The sequence below is a fragment of the Lactiplantibacillus sp. 30.2.29 genome (assembly GCF_018991255.1).
GTDB lineage: Bacteria > Bacillota > Bacilli > Lactobacillales > Lactobacillaceae > Lactiplantibacillus > Lactiplantibacillus pentosus.
Genome location: NZ_JAGYGU010000006.1, coordinates 117,486 through 133,054, shown reverse-complemented (window position 1 = coordinate 133,054; position 15,569 = coordinate 117,486). Strand labels below are relative to the sequence as shown.

Here is a 15,569-nt window from a genome sequence, read left to right as displayed (position 1 = left end):
GATTTTCATAAACGTCCTTGATTGTGAGTTGCAATTGAGGGCGTTTTTTTGCGCTTTTGGCGGATAATGATGAAAAAGCGAAGGTTCGTTTTTCAAAAATCAGGAAAATTTGTGAATGGAGGCCCCAGTTACGTAAAAAGCCGAACAAACTGGCCGAAAGCCGTCAAAGCATTTATCGGGAAAACGGCGGGTGTGCAAAACTGTGGACAACTTTGGTGATAATTTGAGCCGTCAAAAATTGAAATTTATTAACAGGCGCAACGACGGGATTGAGCCTTGTTTAAAAGTTATCCACAAGCACCGACTTACCCTGTGGATTGAATTTAAAAAAGTTATTTTAATGACGGGGGATTCTTGATATAATGGGATTTGTAACCGGAATCCACGAACAGATGTTGCTGTGCAAAACTGTGGATAAGTCGGAAGGGTCTTGACAAAAGCGGACTAAATAAATATTGTGCCGAACTAGTGTTCACCACAATATGTTGATTATTGAGTTATGCACCTGTGGATAACTATGTTAATAACTTGTGTAAAGGCGGTCAATTATGAACATCAAAATTATCTGTGTTGGTAAATTAAAGGAGAAATACTTCAAACAGGGAATTGCGGAATATGCGAAAAGAATGAGTAAATTTGCAAAATTCCAGATCGTTGAGGTTCCCGATGAAAAGGCACCAGAATCATTAAGTAACGCAGAGATGGAAAATGTGAAGCAAAAAGAAGGTCAGCGCATCCTGGAAAAAATCAAGGATCGCGATTACGTCTACGCGCTGGCAATTTTAGGCAAGGAACGCTCCAGCGAAGAATTCGCGGCCGAAATCGACAAGCTGACGACTTATGGTCACAGCGATATCGATTTTGTGATTGGCGGATCGCTGGGCTTGTCGCCAGAAGTACTGAAGCGCGCAGATACCCAGATCTCGTTTGGACGTTTTACGTTACCTCACCAGCTAATGCGGTTGGTGCTGTCGGAGCAGGTTTATCGAGCGTTTATGATTAATGCGGGGTCGCCGTATCATAAATAGGTGCTATCGTTGAAAATGATGGCCAATGAATTTTGAGGTAGGAACAATGCAGAAACTAATTTCTGGGTTAAAGCGTTGGGTCGCACTAGGAATCGTAAAGAATAGTAACTTGAATTGTCCAAAATGTATGAGCTCGCATGTACGTCGTATTGTGTATGGTTTAGTCTCAAGTTTAGGCCTAGCAGGTAGCCAGGCCTACTATCTCGCAGGTTGTGATATTCCTGAAACGGGTATGAAAGCATTTCACTGTGATAACTGCCAGTTTGAATTTGGTGATGTCGATACTGATGAATTGGTGCGTAATCGGGAGAAACTTAATGCGTGCTCTGAGGATTGGCGTTTATTTGCTGAAAGCCAACCGCTCACACTTTATGGCAGATTGCCGGTAATCAATCTAGACAAGTTTAGTTTAGATGACATTATTGCTATGCGGGAGCATATTCAATATCACCACAAACCGGATACAATTATTGACCATTTTTATTGTGATTGGAAGGAAAGCCACGGTGTTTGGTTCTGGCTATATCGTGATGGTGATGTTTTTCGGATTGATACACATGATCATTGTCTGGTACGCGACACAGAATATTTAGGAACGGATTCGTATCTTTATGATGATCGAAATGAGACGGTGTATTTTAACAGTAACACCATTGTAGAAGTGACGGCTGATGAGTTCTACCAACAATTGAGAAAACAGCTGCTGTCAGTGCCGCATCGATACGGACAAGTTGCTTTAGCACAATATAAAGGAAGTACTAGCCCCTTGTGGCAGCATGATGAGCTTTATTCAGCGGAAGTGCTGTTTGATCATACGTTTCGAATTCAAGATGGACAAGGTAAATCGCATTTTCTGACACTTAATCGTGAATTAGCTCGTCAAGACGCAGTAGTCGTCTATGCTGATCGTGATTGGCGCGTGTCCTACGAGGCGCTGATGGCAGTGGATGTTGCGACGATGAGAGCTTAGTAAAAATGAATATGCGACTAGCAGCCACGACTATATTGAGGCAAAAAGATTCGCCATGGAAGCAGCCGTCTTAGACGCTATTTTTGATGAATTTATAAAAGCCTTACCAAGTAGTCTTGGAAAACTGCTCAATAAGGCCGAAAAAGTGAAAATGACTAATTTATGTAACCGTAACTCAATGATATCAATGAGTACGGTTTGTGTTGGTGCTTTCAACCTTTAGGTAAGAATATATTTGCCTATTTTTCGTAGTGGTACCGGCATTGAATGATGTATAAGGTATCGGTACGACGGGACCAGCAGTCTGTTAACTGATATTTTAATGGTTCTACCGAGACTTGTGAACGGATGACTTAAAGTATCATCAATTAATCGATTGATGGATTTTAATGTTTTCCAATCTTGTGTCTGACAATACCGATATTCTGAAAATGCTTGTAAAACTGATGTTTTTAATCTTTTTCATTTAATTTGCGCCATTCTTCTGCGCTCAGCGTCTTAACATCCTCAGTATTCAATTGTGATAATGATTTATCTAGAGCATGTCGATTTTCTTTTGAGTCCAGTAAATACAGCGTCTCTTGGGTAGCCCGATATTCTGCTTCAGAAATTACGACAACGTTTTTGGCGTGTGGTTTTGTGATGATGACTGTCGTATTGTTAGTAACAACATCATCCGTAATTTTCTTAAGGTTTTTACGAGCATCGGTAATATTGATTACTGTAGTAGCCATTTCAATCACTCCAATTGCTTTTTCCATGATTATAGCGCCTTTTTCAAAAAAGCACAGAATAACAAGCCTCTTCTTCGATGACATAATGGCATGGAACATCAAGCATCAGTGAAGCTAGTTCTAATGAATTGGTGGCGTTGTTGCCACCCCAACAGAATTGTAAGCCATCGTAGTCTTAGAACCGCACAGAACCTGTGATACGGTTACTCGTATCATGAGTGAAGCCGTTAGTATTATAACCTCTTTACATATTTTGGAAGAATGCAAAGTCCAAGTGTTTTTAGAAAAGTGGAAATACTAGAAAGTCTGTACCATAAGTAATTCAAATTTGACTACCTAAATGTCGGTAGTTAGAAGTAAAGTATGCTAAAATTTGATGCAAGATACTTTGACGAAAGGTGGCGATTTTCATGGCAGTATTACGGATTCCTGTAAACCCTGAAATTATTGATTGGGCCATCAGTAATGGTGAAAAGAATGAATCAGAATTATTAAAGAAGTATGCACTTTCCAACTGGAAAAACCCGCAGACTGACCATGATTATCCCACATTTAAGCAAATTCAAAACTTTAGTCGTGATACGCGAATTCCGTTTAATTACTTTTTTAAAACCGAGTTACCAAGAGAAAAAAATGAATTTGTGAAGTTTAGGACGGTTAATAATCAGGGTGTTCAGCCAAGTAGGCGTCTAATTGATACGATATATGATATGGAAATGCGACAAGCGTGGATGAAAGACTATCTACTTGATCAAAATGAAAGTACGAAATTTCAATTTGAGCACATATTTAACGATAAGATGGATCCGGCTGCTGTATCTAAGGATGTTATAGGGATTTTAGATTTGTCCGACACACTTGGAATAGCTATGTCAGATGATGATTTCTTTAATATTCTTAGAACGAAAATTAGCGCTCTAGGTATTTTGGTCATGCAGAATGGTGTTGTTGGAACAAATACGCGACGGCCGCTTGATGTTGATGAATTCAGGGCGTTAGTATTAATGGATTCTGTGGTTCCGTTAATATTTATTAACAGCCGTGATAGCAAAAAGGCGAAGATTTTTTCACTCATTCATGAACTGATGCATGCTTTTTTGGGAAATAATGAAGTGTTGAATGTTTCACCGGATCTAGATCTGGTAAATGAGCGTTGGATTAATCAAGTTACGATTAATGTGCTGATGCCTGCTGATAAGGTCAAGGAATTGCAATCTGATAAATATTCGCCTGAAGACAACTTAACCCATTTATCCAAAAAGTTCCATACGAGTTTAGTTGCGGCGGCCATTCGTACTCAGAGTTTGCGACTGTTTGAAAATAAGTTGGTTGATTGGGCGAAGCGGCGGCAAGCAGAAGAGCTACGCTTAAAGTCAGAGCAAAAGGCCCCTGGCGGTGATTTTTATAATACCGCAATATCGAGAATAGACCGGTATTATGCGAATGCGGTTATTAATGCTGAATCTAGTGGTGATATGGCGATTGCGAAAGCGGCCTCGATGCTAGGTGTGACTTTGAAAACGTATCACAAAACGGTCGATAAAATTTTGGAAATGGCGTGATATTATGGAATATTTAATTGACTCTAATTCATTAATAGATGCGCATGAAAAGTGGTATCGACCACAGGTTTTTGGATCCGTTTGGGTTTGTCTAGCCACTCATAGTAATGTCAGGATGACCTCTTTTGTTTATAATGAAATAAAGTATCCTGATGAACTAGCATTGTGGACAAAAAATACATTTCAGAAGCAAACCATTGTTCCCACTTTAGAAATAACGCGTGCTTATAATGATGTGATGAATTGGATAACGCAATCAAAGCGATGGAATGCAGCCGGTATTTCAGAGTGGCAGAGTCCGGATAAAGCCGACCCGTGGCTGATTGCTACTGCAAAGGTGAACAGTCAAACAATCGTGACTTTAGATGGAAATGGTCGTGCGACGATGCCCAATATAGGTAGTAACTCCAAGAAAGAGCCTAAAATTAATGCGGTTGCCACTCAGTTTAACGTTCCCACAATGACCATTTACGAACTACTGGAGAAGCTAGATTTATCAATTTAAATTGATGATAGAAAACAGGTCGAATATGCCTTGGACATAGTTACATTCCGGATAAATCACTATTGGATAAATTTTTCCATGTAAGTGTCTGATAAAACAGAACCAACAAAGCCAGCATCACGACAAAATCCACCTGGATTCCGCCGTGATGCTGGTTTTATGTCTAGTTATTGAGATTTCAGTAGCTCACAACCTGTGTCGTTTCATTAAGTAGATGGCCTAAGTAATCCGCCAAGTGCTCGTGGGCAAAAATGTGGGCGCTAGTTTCGGCTTGCTCATTATAGTTGGTATTCGTGTTGACGTCATACACAAACTTTTGGTGATTTTGATCTTCCACCCATTCAACGGCAGCGACGTCTAGGCCGTTAGCGTGTAAAAAGCGCTCATAATCAGTCTGTTGTTGGCTACTTAACGGGTCAATGATTTTAAACTTAGATTCAGCTGTATTTGGCAGTTGGCATTCATCTGCTGGACAAAGTTCGAATCCCTGGCTGGAATCAATTGAGACGGTGTAAAGAAACTTTTGACCAATAAATTCTGATCGGCGGATCCGACCATCGATGGGGCGAATATATTCTTGGAGTAGTGTAATGCCATCTACTGGTTCCTCAAAATCAGCGCTAGCGACGTACTCCTCGAGCTCTTGATCGTTATTGAATAGATGAACACCAGCGCCTTTACCAGCACGATTATGCTTAGTAATTAACGGATAAACGTTGAACTCCTGAGCCGCTTGCACTAAATTATCTTTACCCAGAACGGCGACTGTTCGGGGTGTTTTTATGCCAGCCTTGTTAAGTGCTAAGTATTGTTTAACTTTGCTAATTTCCAAATCAATTGCGCGAGAACCGTTTAAAACGACGCGCTGATTGTTCTCTAGCCATTGAATCACTTGTTGTGCAAATTCGGGTGCAAAACGGTGTCCACGGGTATGAGCAGAGGCGGACATCCGGTTGTAAAAGATGCCTTCAGGAGGGACGGACTGCAGATCAATGTGACCACTTGATAGGTCCCAGAGTTCATAGGGAATCTGTTTTTGTTGCAACCATGTCACAAGGTGGCGGGTCCAGTCGAGGTTTTCGTGTAAAATATAAACTTTTGGTTGTGATTCTGACATATGATTAGCTCCAATCTTTATTCGTTGGCGAGTTTTGATGAAATTGGTTTCGTCGCAGTGGCTTGTAATTGTCCTTCGATGGCTTTAGCCGCAATTGCGTTACCTAAAACATTGAGTGCAGTTCGGCCGGCGTTGGCAAAGAAATCAACGGCGAAGATTAATGCGACCCCTTCTTTGGGCAATCCAAGTTGAGTCGCCGTGGCGAGTAGGACGACAATGGCACCAGAAGGAACCGTCGCAATGGTTTTACTAATAAATGTTAGCAGCAAGACAATCATAGCGAGTGTTGCTAACGATAGAGACAAGTTATAGCTGTTAGCCACAAAAGCGACGGCCAACGAAAGATAGACAGTTGCACCTTCCAAGTTAAAAGTATAGCCTAGCGGAATCACAAAATCAGTGACCGTTTGAGAAGAACCATTTGCTTTTAGTCGTTCTAGTAATTTAGGAAGTACAACGCTAGAACTACCAGTGAAAAAGGCGAGGGTGAACAAATCGCGTATCTCGCGTAAAGTGGCAAGGTAAGGAACCCGGTAGATGCTTGCAATGATTGGGAAAACAATCAAAAGTAGTGCTGCATAACCGACATATAGGCCTACGATGAAAGTGACTAAGGAAACTAACTCGCTGGTACCAACACTGCTGACATCGTGGGCAATGATGCCGAAAATCCCAATCGGTGACAGCTTGATAATGAAATCAGTGATTTTATACAGTGCTTCAATCCAGATATCAAACAAATTAAGTAGTGGCTTGGCTTTTGCTGGTCCATAGGCACCTAGACCAAGTCCAAGCACAATCGCAAAGAAAATGACAGAGAGCAAATTGTTGTCTGAGAAGGCCTTGATGATATTAGCAGGAACGATTGAGGCTAAAAATGTCCATAGATTGATACTGGTTCCAATTCCTTTCAGAGAACTGACGTTAGCGCTAGCATGTGTCCCAGTACCAAATCCAAAATAGTAAGCTGCTAATAAGAATAGGGCGATGATAATTGTGGTAATCACAAAGAAATAAACAAAGGTTTTGAGAAGAATATGACCAAAAGATTTCTGGTTAAAAATCTTAACGACAGCCGTGATGACTACCGGGAAAATCAACGGTAAGATGATCATCGTAATTGCATTAATGAAAACTGTGCCTAATAAATTGTAAAAAGAATCTGCGATCGGTAAAAAATTGCCGAAAATAACTGCTAATACTAAAGCAATCAGCAGTTGGTATGGAAATCCAATCCGTTTGATCGTTGCCATGTATAAAACCTCGCTTTTATATGTTTTCGAGCTTCAGTTGCTAGTGAAAGCATCATGTACATGGCAGTTTCACCCAAGGCACAGCCGCGCCAAAGGGTCAACCAACTATTGACCTTGTGAATTCTAAGACGACTCATGGCACGACCTCCTTTGGGTGGTAATTAGCAGTTTATAACGCTGACAAGTCAAAACTTTCTTCTGGCTGGAATTGATTGTCAACGATTATTGATGGCAGATTGGTAATTCTAGCGCTAGCGACTTCGTTTGCGGTGAGCTTGCTAGCTGATGCGTTCGCTTGGGTCAGTCCATAGGTTTGTGCTAGATAAGGGCCAACCTGTTCTTGAGATAATTGATTCAACTTTGCTTGGTCCGTGAAAATATTATGGATCAGGTCGCGGGCCTGTTGAGGCTGATGATAATCAATATACTGATCAGCAATACCGCCATTTCTAAGGTCATCAACGGGCTTGTCCCACAATTTGATATGCAGCTGAATATTGCCATTAGCAACCTTGCCAAAGAGTAGCGGTTCATTCTTAAGATACCAGGCCCGGCTATCAGGACAGCCGAGATTGATAATAAGTGTGACATCGTGTGTTGCGTGTGCCGAACCGTAATTAAGTGTGTTCAATTTTTGAAACTTCCAGATATATTGCGTCATTGTTCTAAACACCTTTCGTTATAATTAAAAAATCCGTCCCTGCAATTGCTTGCAGGGACGGATTAGACCGTGGTACCACCCAGATTTACAGTCATCATTGACTGCCTCAAAGCACACAACTATGTGCCGGGTGATTAACGCACCCACGCGTAATAGCAGCTTGCACTACCATTAAGACTCAGGACTCATCTTCCGATTGACTTTCAAGCCAGCCTTTCACTAACACTGGTCGCTTTACATATACTCATCAACCGTACTCTTTCCATCAATGTCGTGTAAAATTGTTATGGTTAAGATACAGCGTCGTGTATGACTTGTCAAGTGAGAGATTCGACCAACGGGACTAATGGCTAGTTATTTTGGCCACTACTTTTTTGAATGATAATCTGTTATTACCAGTCTTTAGCCATCATAAAGCTCGCAGTGTATAATAAATTTGTTAGGATACAGATTATTATACGAGGTGCAGCGACTAAACACGCACTGCACCCAAAAATCACAAACGAATCGCAGGTGCATCCCTATCACAACTATCGAAGAAATCACACAAGCCATCAAAGCCGATCCAGATAACGCCGAGTACACAGCAAAAGGCTGGGACCCGCTGTTTCACGTCCTACCTTCCGCCACGATTTTGGTCATCAGTCAGGCACCGGGGCGTATTGCACAGAATACTAAGACGTACTTCAATGATGCGAGCGGCGACCGATTACGAGACTGGATGGGCGTTACCCGGGAGCAATTTTATCAGAGTGACCGGATTGCAGTCATGCCGCTAGATTTCTACTATCCGGGGAAGGGAAAAAGCGGTGACTTGCCACCACGCAAGGGCTTCATGGACAAGTGGCACGAACCGTTGTTAGCGATGATGCCGAATGTTCAATTGACGTTACTGGTTGGGCAGTATGCGATTAAAGCGTACCTCGGTCGGTCACGGCAAAAGACACTTACGGCAACGGTCCAGAATTATCAGGATTATCTACCGGACTACTTCCCACTAGTGCATCCATCACCACTTAATTATGGCTGGCAGAAGAAGAATCCGTGGTTTCAAACGACAGTTGTGCCGGACCTGCAAAAGCGCGTTAAAGCGGCACTACAATAAGCGGAGATATGGTATATTTGAGATGATGACTGGTTAGAAAGTTATCTAGCTACAAAAATCCACTTGTTTGCCACTGCGTACTTGAAACATCAATAATCATGAATTGGAAGGTCAATACGATGCAATCAAAGCCAGCAGAACCAATCGTTGCAATGGAATTAAAAATTAGATTGATCCAAGTCAAACCATCCGTCTCACGAACAATCTTAGTCCCAACGACATTGCGGTATCGTCAGTTACATGAGTTAATTCAAATTGCATTTGGCTGGGAAAATGCCCATCTGCACGAATTTCAATCGCAACAAATATCGGACAATCGGAGTCTAATGGATGTTCTTCGAAACATACAGCCTGAAGGGGCGATAGATGAAGAAAATGATATGGTCTATCCAGAAATCTTAAATGGCTCACTCACCTATACTTATGACTTTGGCGAGGATTGGAAACACAAGATTGAACTTGGAAAGGTGTACACCTCTGCCGAGCTAACGCGTCATGATCTCCCACTATGCATACGGGGACGAGGCAATAATATGTTGGAAGATGGCTTTGAAGAACCCGGAGCCCCATATAGTCGTGACAATATTAATCGGCAGTTCTACTATTGGCGTATGCGGAACGCTAAATAATGGTTCATCAGCCTGCTAAAGACCCGTTTAGATGAATACTGGTGGTCTGAACGTCGTTACCGGCGCTAAATTTCTAAGACGAAATGCAAACCAATTCTTGATTCAAATGAGTTGGAATTGCTTTTTATTAACGGTCACGCGTGAGTTACAAAGCAGGCTATGGTTTGTGGCGAGCGCCGGCTGTTTACCTACCGCAACTGTTGCTATCCGCCATCGTTTCAACTAAGATGGTAGGTAACTTGAACCAGACGGAGGTAACGAGCCATGACGACCAAACAACGTTCTTACAAAATTAAATCCTATGTGAATGCGAGCCACGCGATTCGATGGGCGACGGGGTCCGGGAAGAAGCACACGCACACGTGGGAGATTGTTTGTGAGTTACACACGGTCGATGCGATGGTGGCCTTCTATGACATCGAAAAAAACTTACATCAAGCCCTAGATGAATTGTCAGGGAAATTTTTGAACGATTTGCCGGAGTTCAAAACGGTTAATCCCACCGTTGAAAATGTGACGGAGTACTTGTTCAAGAAAATCGATAAAACATTACGTGAGAACGGTGCGCAGTTGATGCGTATTGAAGTGAGCGATTCGCCAACCCGGGCTTACTGTATTAGCGTGACTGATTAGAAACGAAAGGACCACCTGGAAGCAGCTTGTTAGCTGTTCTGGGTGGCCTTATTTAGTAGCAGGGGAATTTTAGTAACTTAGTGTGTCGCCGGCTGTCGGCGGTTAGTTACCCAAGAGTTTGACTCATAATGTTTCACGTGAAACATCGTGTGACACACAAGCGCCACCCAATTCAAATTGGCATCATTTGAATCGGATGGCGCTCTAATTATTCAATTTGTCACGGAATTCGTTACCTGTTTCAACGCATCCTGCACCGCTTCTTTGATTGCGCGACTGGAGGCAGAAGCGCCTGAGACGGCATCGACGCTGGTTGAATTGGCTGCAACGATTTCTTGTGGAATCTCTTTAATAGCAGTCAGGCCGACATCTTCGCTTTCGTGATGCTGGATGACATCCACGGCTTGAATCTTGTGATCACGATAGGTGACCCGGACGATGACTTTACCACCGAGTCCAGCATTGGAGCTTCCCAAGTATTGGTCGGCACCTAGTTTGACATTGGCAGCTGTTTCACCGTCCACGAGGTCATTAATCCCATTGGCTTCGTCTGCATCGACAGATTCACTATCGGATTTAGGACGAGCCGCGTTTTCACCAGCTAACTTACCAAAAATCAGGCATTCAGCTAAATTGCCACCGCCTTGGTAGCAGTTGGCGACGATGCCACCCAATTCGCCTGCACCAAACAAGTGAGGAATCGGATCGTTGTTGACGTTGAGAATCTGGGCATGCTCATTGCGCTGAGGACCGCCCTGGGTATTGAGTACATCGTTAGCAGCAGCGATCGCATAGTACGGTCCGGCATCTAGTTGCCGCATCGTTTGTGGATCACGACCAAAGGCAAAGTCACGGCCAACTTCCGTGTAATGATTAAAGTCGGCGACGGTCTGCTGTAGGTTATCCGCTGGAACATCGAGCTTAGCGGCTAATTTTTCAATGGTTGGTGCGGTGATGAGTTTACGCATGAATTTTGGATAGGGGAGTTGTCCATCCCGCTGTTCTTGTGCTTTGAAGGCCTCATACTGTGTCTGGTCAAAAACCAAGTAGGGGTGCTGATTCTTCATTGGAATTAGCCAAGACCCATGGGTATAGACATGACCGTGGCGGTGTTTAGCGTCTTCTGGGAAGTACCGCGTCCCGTCATCAGCGATAACGAATATACTGCCGTTCTTGAGTAGTGACCAGTGTTCAATTTGGCGTCCACGCTCGTTAGCGTCTTCTTTAAACGTAATTCCGGGTAGGATGCCGTGTGATTCGTAGTTCGTCATATGCCACATCTTAGCATCGACTTCTTGCGCCATCTTTACACCATCACCCCGATTATAGAGGGTCCCAAGTGGTGTTAAGTGAGCACTATGCAGATAAGTTTGCGTCAGTTCAGCGTTATTTTCGAAACCACCCATCGCTAAGACGACCCCGTGATTGGCATGCAAATTGAGCAAATGTTCGCCACGCTTGATTTGAACACCCTGGATAATTTTAGAATTAGGATCCTGAATCAAATGTTGTGCCCGTGAATTTAGCCAGACATCGATTTTATCAGCACGATCGAGGACGCTTTTCCGTAGTAACTTCCATAGCGCCGCATCTTTATCCCGCTTGTGAACGAGCGCAAAGTCGATGGTCTCACTACCTGCTAGCTCGGGGTATTCCGCCATCGTTTTCTTAATTGCCACGGCATCACCGGGTTTAATATCGTGCTTTCAACTGACTGCTTTGATGCCTAAGTATTTTTCAAAGTAGGTTGGGATCTGACTCATTCCACTTAAATAGGCATTCAGCGTTTTCACGGGTGTGCTAAAAGGTGCCCCTAATGCTTGGTAGTAGGCGGTCAACTGGTCAAGACTTTCACCCGTCACAACGTGTTGTGCTGAGTAACGTGTATTACCACCTTCACGGCCAAACGGCGCTGCATCAACTAAGAGCACGTGGGCACCATTGTCGGCGGCGAAACGAGCTGCCGTGGCGCCCGCACCACCAAAGCCGAGGACGATTACGTCATAACTCCCTTGCCAGTCGATATTCAGTGCCGGCGTCCCATTCATCGTCTTAACAAACTGTTCAAAATTAGCAAAGCACCGTTCCAAGAATTTGATAGACGGGCCATCTATCAGTTCGCCAGTTTCGTCAAAGGCTTTGCCGGCGTAACTCAGCATGTATTCGTTGCCGGGGAGGACTTGGGCATCCACACCAGGCGAGTTTAAAATCCGCCGTAAATCCCCCTGAGCGCGGCACGTGCCCTGAATTCCAAGCGAAGTTCCGACTAACATTACTGGCTTATTGGCAAACGGGTGTAGTTGGTAGGAGAGCCATTCAATGACGTTTTTGAGTGCTGCCGGAATCGCGTGATCATACTCTGGCACGCCAATGATGACACCGTCTGCCTGGCTAATTTTATCGTTTAGCTGTTGAACGGATGCGGGGACGTCATTTTGATCTGGTTCGTTGAAGAGCGGAATACCGGTGATTTCATTGACCTCAATCGTGGCTTGGTGACTAAAGTGGTGCGCCATAAATTGTAACAAGTCGCGATTATAAGAGTGCTGGGCGGTCGTTCCCATCAATGCAACATATTTCATAACAAACAGTCCTTTGCTAGGTTTTAATTGGATAAACACACGTATTGTTTACGCTTTCAATATAAGTTCTTCGACTAGAAAAACAACCACAAATTTTGTGAACTGCTTCAAAATGGCCTTGTGACAACGATAACAATAATAAATTTGCTCAGCTACAATCCGACGAATTACAATTCAACGAATTAAAATCAAACTTTATTTTGGCTTTTTATAAATTTTATTTATAAAAAGTGAGACTATCAACGAGAAAACTAGCGTGATAAATCTAATCATTAGCAAAGATACTAGCTGTGAAAGGCTGATTTAATCCACTTTTAGTACCAGTCTAAACCCACACAGCCAATTTGCGATTGACAGACTCATAAATTAAGTTATGGTAAGCCTCGAAAAGCACAATAAGTAATCATAGTAGCCGTTATGTGAATTTATTAACAAAATATCGTTGGTCAGGAGGGACCTGCAATGTTGAGTACAGTAAAATGGAAGGGCTTTATTTTGCCGTTGGTATTTGGAATTGGCCTGTGGCTAGTTACGCCATTACGACCGTTAGCAATCAGTATCGTCGCATGGCGGCTGTTTGCGATTTTTGTGGCAACGATCATTGCTTGCATCACGAAGCCATTACCAATGATGGCGGTGACGCTGATTGGAATTGTCGTGGCGACACTCAGCGGTGTGGTTACAATGGACGAAGTTGCAACCGGGTTTGGCAATTCAACCGCCTGGATGGTTGCAATGTGTATGTTCATGGCGGCCGGCTTTATCAAGTCCGGGTTAGGTAAGCGCATTGCGTACCTGTTCGTGAGCTTGTTTGGCAAACGAACGCTGAGTCTGGCCTACGCGCTATCCTTTGTGGATGCCGTGCTAGCAATTGGGATTCCGAGCAACAACGCGCGGGTCAATGGGATTATGTATCCAATTATTGATAATCTGTCTCGCGAAATGGGTTCTGATCCAAAGCAGGGAACGCAGCGCAAATTAGGTTCATTTCTAGTCTTCAATGAGTATGAAGTCAACAATATTACGTCTGGCTTATTTCTAACGGGTTTGGCTGGTAATATGGTGGCGATTGGCCTTGCGAAAATGCAGGGCATCACCGTTACTTGGATGCAGTGGTTCATGGCGGCTTGTGTCCCGGGAATTTTGTCACTACTGATTATTCCGTGGGTATTGTATAAGGTCTATCCGCCAGAGGTCAAAGAGACGCCGGATGCGCATCGGTGGGCAACGACACGTTTGTCAGCCCTAGGTAAAATGACGGCCAGCGAGAAGATTATGTCAGTAACGTTCGTATTAGCTATTGTTTTGTGGCTCGTCGGTACCAAAATCGGCATTGACGCGACTGAAGTCAGTTTTATTGCCGTGGTTATTTTACTGATTACCGGGGTGCTGACGACTAAGGATTTGCTTAATGAAAACTTTGCTTGGAACATTCTGGTCTGGCTATCTATTATTATGATGATGTCGAAAAAGTTGATGACATTGGGCTTCTTCCCATGGTTTTCCAAAACACTGGGTCATTTATTAAGTGGTATGAACTGGATTAGCGTCTTGATTATCCTATTCTTAGCCTACTTTTACTTGCACTACATGTTTCCGAGTGTTTCGACGCAGATATCGGCGTTGTATGCAGGGTTCTTATCGATTGCAATCGGTGCCGGGGTGCCACACGTTTTAGCAGCACTGCTATTAGCGTTTGCGGGGCCAATCAACCTGTCGACGACGCCATACTCGGCAGGACCAGCCGCTCCCCTATCAAGTACGGGTTACGTTACGAGTGCAGAATGGTGGAAGTTAAGTGCGATTGTTGGCGTTATCTTCAACGTGATTTGGCTAGGCGGTGGCTTACTTTGGACTAAGCTACTGGGATTTTGGTAAAAATGATCGTTAAAGCGATCTCGATTAGGTTGCATAAAGGTGGCCTAATCGAGATCGCTTTTAGTGTTAAAATTAAGCATTAAGTAAAATCAGAATGGTTGCGGCTCACTTTTCATGAGCACGACCGAACAGAATGCGGGGGGAATCAAGGATGAATGAACGAGATTTAAGGTACTTTTGTTCATTGGTGGAGACTGCAGCTGGGCGGATCTTGTATATCAAGGCCAATCAGTTATTGAAGGACTTTTCTCAAATGGCGCTTGAAGTCCAGCATGCCAATGACAGGCAGGTGCGCCTGGGCTTCTCGCATGTCGCAGGCGGTATTTGGCTACCACGACTGATTAAAAAATTTATTACGGTTCATTTATTAGACCAAGTGACAACGACTGTTGCGGACTCTGAGCAACTATTAGCTGATTTGCGGCGTGGCAAGTTAGATGCTGCCGTATTTTCGAGCTTAGTCCCAGAGCGGTCTGCTGATTTACGTGTCAACATTTTAGAAGAGCATCAGTTGCAGGTGTTGGTCAATGTAAATAGTCCATTGAGTCATTTAGAAACGGTGCGGGCGACTGATTTAAAAGGGGTGCCAATTATTGCACGCCCCAAACACGCGCTACCACGATTGGCATTAGCGCAGTATTGCCAACAAAGCCACATTCAACCGAATATTATTTATGAAGCAGCGACTAATGCCTTGGTAGAGGGTTTGGTCGCACAAAATATTGGTGTCGGCTTAGTGATTGCTGATTCAGTGGTTTTAAGCGACCAGGTTGTGGGAATCCCGCTGGCCTCGCAAGCACAGTTACACTGCTATATGCAGCTTGCAGTCCGAAAATCTTTCTTGCCAAATGCCAACCAACAGCGATGCCTAGATGTGCTACGGCAAATCAGAAGGAATCCGGCATAATGGTT

Annotated in this window: 15 protein-coding genes and 1 pseudogene; 10 read left to right on the top strand and 6 right to left on the bottom strand. The window is 43.6% G+C overall.

The window, feature by feature from the left end; genetic code table 11:
• The first annotated feature begins 548 nt into the window (after nucleotides 1-548).
• Nucleotides 549-1,028 (top strand): 23S rRNA (pseudouridine(1915)-N(3))-methyltransferase RlmH, encoded by a 480-nt coding sequence (gene rlmH / locus KGF65_RS05090; RefSeq protein WP_003637300.1) that lies wholly within the window; start codon nucleotides 549-551, stop codon nucleotides 1,026-1,028.
• A gap of 46 nt (nucleotides 1,029-1,074) precedes the next feature.
• The gene (locus KGF65_RS05085; RefSeq protein WP_216748179.1) at nucleotides 1,075-1,998 is read left to right on the top strand and encodes a hypothetical protein; all 924 of its coding nucleotides are present in this window, start codon (nucleotides 1,075-1,077) and stop codon (nucleotides 1,996-1,998) included.
• A gap of 219 nt (nucleotides 1,999-2,217) precedes the next feature.
• Here the strand turns inward: KGF65_RS05085 and KGF65_RS05080 are convergent, their stop codons facing one another.
• Nucleotides 2,218-2,379 carry a hypothetical protein gene (locus KGF65_RS05080; protein ID WP_260201467.1) on the bottom strand — a complete coding sequence of 54 codons (162 nt, stop codon included), beginning with the start codon at nucleotides 2,377-2,379 and terminating at the stop codon, nucleotides 2,218-2,220.
• Between the two features lie 71 nt (nucleotides 2,380-2,450).
• On the bottom strand, nucleotides 2,451-2,759 hold the full coding sequence (locus tag KGF65_RS05075; RefSeq protein ID WP_225083387.1) for a type II toxin-antitoxin system Phd/YefM family antitoxin: 309 nt from the start codon (nucleotides 2,757-2,759) through the stop codon (nucleotides 2,451-2,453).
• A 383-nt stretch (nucleotides 2,760-3,142) separates the two neighbouring features.
• Here KGF65_RS05075 and KGF65_RS05070 point away from each other — a divergent pair, with 383 nt between their 5' ends.
• Nucleotides 3,143-4,294, top strand: a complete 1,152-nt coding sequence (locus KGF65_RS05070) for an ImmA/IrrE family metallo-endopeptidase (protein ID WP_101872573.1) — start codon at nucleotides 3,143-3,145, stop codon at nucleotides 4,292-4,294.
• A gap of 4 nt (nucleotides 4,295-4,298) precedes the next feature.
• Entirely contained in the window at nucleotides 4,299-4,799 is a 501-nt protein-coding gene (locus tag KGF65_RS05065; RefSeq protein WP_216748178.1) for a DUF4411 family protein, read from the top strand.
• Nucleotides 4,800-4,977: 178 nt separating this feature from the next.
• Here the strand turns inward: KGF65_RS05065 and KGF65_RS05060 are convergent, their stop codons facing one another.
• The 3 genes from KGF65_RS05060 to KGF65_RS05050 all read right to left on the bottom strand — a co-directional run bounded on the left by KGF65_RS05060 (nucleotide 4,978) and on the right by KGF65_RS05050 (nucleotide 7,830).
• Nucleotides 4,978-5,916: a RimK family alpha-L-glutamate ligase gene (locus KGF65_RS05060; protein ID WP_101872575.1), complete on the bottom strand. Its 939-nt coding sequence runs from the start codon at nucleotides 5,914-5,916 to the stop codon at nucleotides 4,978-4,980.
• 17 nt (nucleotides 5,917-5,933) lie between these two features.
• The gene (locus KGF65_RS05055) at nucleotides 5,934-7,169 is read right to left on the bottom strand and encodes a dicarboxylate/amino acid:cation symporter (protein ID WP_101872576.1); all 1,236 of its coding nucleotides are present in this window, start codon (nucleotides 7,167-7,169) and stop codon (nucleotides 5,934-5,936) included.
• Between the two features lie 169 nt (nucleotides 7,170-7,338).
• Nucleotides 7,339-7,830, bottom strand: a complete 492-nt coding sequence (locus KGF65_RS05050; protein WP_101872577.1) for a thioredoxin domain-containing protein — start codon at nucleotides 7,828-7,830, stop codon at nucleotides 7,339-7,341.
• A 523-nt stretch (nucleotides 7,831-8,353) separates the two neighbouring features.
• Between KGF65_RS05050 and KGF65_RS05045 the strand changes: the two genes are divergently transcribed.
• The 4 genes from KGF65_RS05045 to KGF65_RS05030 all read left to right on the top strand — a co-directional run bounded on the left by KGF65_RS05045 (nucleotide 8,354) and on the right by KGF65_RS05030 (nucleotide 10,197).
• Nucleotides 8,354-8,935: a uracil-DNA glycosylase family protein gene (locus KGF65_RS05045; RefSeq protein WP_162937103.1), complete on the top strand. Its 582-nt coding sequence runs from the start codon at nucleotides 8,354-8,356 to the stop codon at nucleotides 8,933-8,935.
• Between the two features lie 119 nt (nucleotides 8,936-9,054).
• The gene (locus KGF65_RS05040; protein WP_158296943.1) at nucleotides 9,055-9,564 is read left to right on the top strand and encodes a plasmid pRiA4b ORF-3 family protein; all 510 of its coding nucleotides are present in this window, start codon (nucleotides 9,055-9,057) and stop codon (nucleotides 9,562-9,564) included.
• Nucleotides 9,565-9,704: 140 nt separating this feature from the next.
• The gene (locus KGF65_RS05035) at nucleotides 9,705-9,860 is read left to right on the top strand and encodes a hypothetical protein (RefSeq protein WP_157685966.1); all 156 of its coding nucleotides are present in this window, start codon (nucleotides 9,705-9,707) and stop codon (nucleotides 9,858-9,860) included.
• Nucleotides 9,829-10,197 (top strand): 6-carboxytetrahydropterin synthase, encoded by a 369-nt coding sequence (locus KGF65_RS05030; protein ID WP_056953138.1) that lies wholly within the window; start codon nucleotides 9,829-9,831, stop codon nucleotides 10,195-10,197. Before KGF65_RS05035 ends, KGF65_RS05030 begins: the two co-directional genes overlap by 32 nt.
• Nucleotides 10,198-10,409: 212 nt before the next feature.
• On the opposite strand, the pseudogene KGF65_RS05025 reads toward KGF65_RS05030, so the two are convergent.
• Nucleotides 10,410-12,779, bottom strand: a pseudogene (locus tag KGF65_RS05025) (NAD(P)H-dependent oxidoreductase).
• A gap of 462 nt (nucleotides 12,780-13,241) precedes the next feature.
• Here KGF65_RS05025 and KGF65_RS05020 point away from each other — a divergent pair.
• Nucleotides 13,242-14,657 (top strand): DASS family sodium-coupled anion symporter, encoded by a 1,416-nt coding sequence (locus KGF65_RS05020; protein WP_216748177.1) that lies wholly within the window; start codon nucleotides 13,242-13,244, stop codon nucleotides 14,655-14,657.
• Nucleotides 14,658-14,808: 151 nt separating this feature from the next.
• Nucleotides 14,809-15,564, top strand: coding sequence for a LysR substrate-binding domain-containing protein (locus KGF65_RS05015; protein ID WP_216748176.1), 756 nt, complete (start codon nucleotides 14,809-14,811; stop codon nucleotides 15,562-15,564).
• The last annotated feature ends 5 nt before the right edge of the window (nucleotides 15,565-15,569 follow it).

What these genes read in the sequence shown, in the direction of transcription:
- rlmH (WP_003637300.1), top strand. Translation starts at nt 549, where the DNA reads ATGAACATCAAAATTATCTGTGTTGGTAAATTAAAGGAGAAATACTTC.
- KGF65_RS05085 (WP_216748179.1), top strand. Translation starts at nt 1,075, where the DNA reads ATGCAGAAACTAATTTCTGGGTTAAAGCGTTGGGTCGCACTAGGAATC.
- KGF65_RS05075 (WP_225083387.1), bottom strand. Translation starts at nt 2,759, where the DNA reads ATGGAAAAAGCAATTGGAGTGATTGAAATGGCTACTACAGTAATCAAT.
- KGF65_RS05070 (WP_101872573.1), top strand. Translation starts at nt 3,143, where the DNA reads ATGGCAGTATTACGGATTCCTGTAAACCCTGAAATTATTGATTGGGCC.
- KGF65_RS05065 (WP_216748178.1), top strand. Translation starts at nt 4,299, where the DNA reads ATGGAATATTTAATTGACTCTAATTCATTAATAGATGCGCATGAAAAG.
- KGF65_RS05060 (WP_101872575.1), bottom strand. Translation starts at nt 5,916, where the DNA reads ATGTCAGAATCACAACCAAAAGTTTATATTTTACACGAAAACCTCGAC.
- KGF65_RS05055 (WP_101872576.1), bottom strand. Translation starts at nt 7,169, where the DNA reads ATGGCAACGATCAAACGGATTGGATTTCCATACCAACTGCTGATTGCT.
- KGF65_RS05050 (WP_101872577.1), bottom strand. Translation starts at nt 7,830, where the DNA reads ATGACGCAATATATCTGGAAGTTTCAAAAATTGAACACACTTAATTAC.
- KGF65_RS05040 (WP_158296943.1), top strand. Translation starts at nt 9,055, where the DNA reads ATGCAATCAAAGCCAGCAGAACCAATCGTTGCAATGGAATTAAAAATT.
- KGF65_RS05030 (WP_056953138.1), top strand. Translation starts at nt 9,829, where the DNA reads ATGACGACCAAACAACGTTCTTACAAAATTAAATCCTATGTGAATGCG.
- KGF65_RS05020 (WP_216748177.1), top strand. Translation starts at nt 13,242, where the DNA reads ATGTTGAGTACAGTAAAATGGAAGGGCTTTATTTTGCCGTTGGTATTT.
- KGF65_RS05015 (WP_216748176.1), top strand. Translation starts at nt 14,809, where the DNA reads ATGAATGAACGAGATTTAAGGTACTTTTGTTCATTGGTGGAGACTGCA.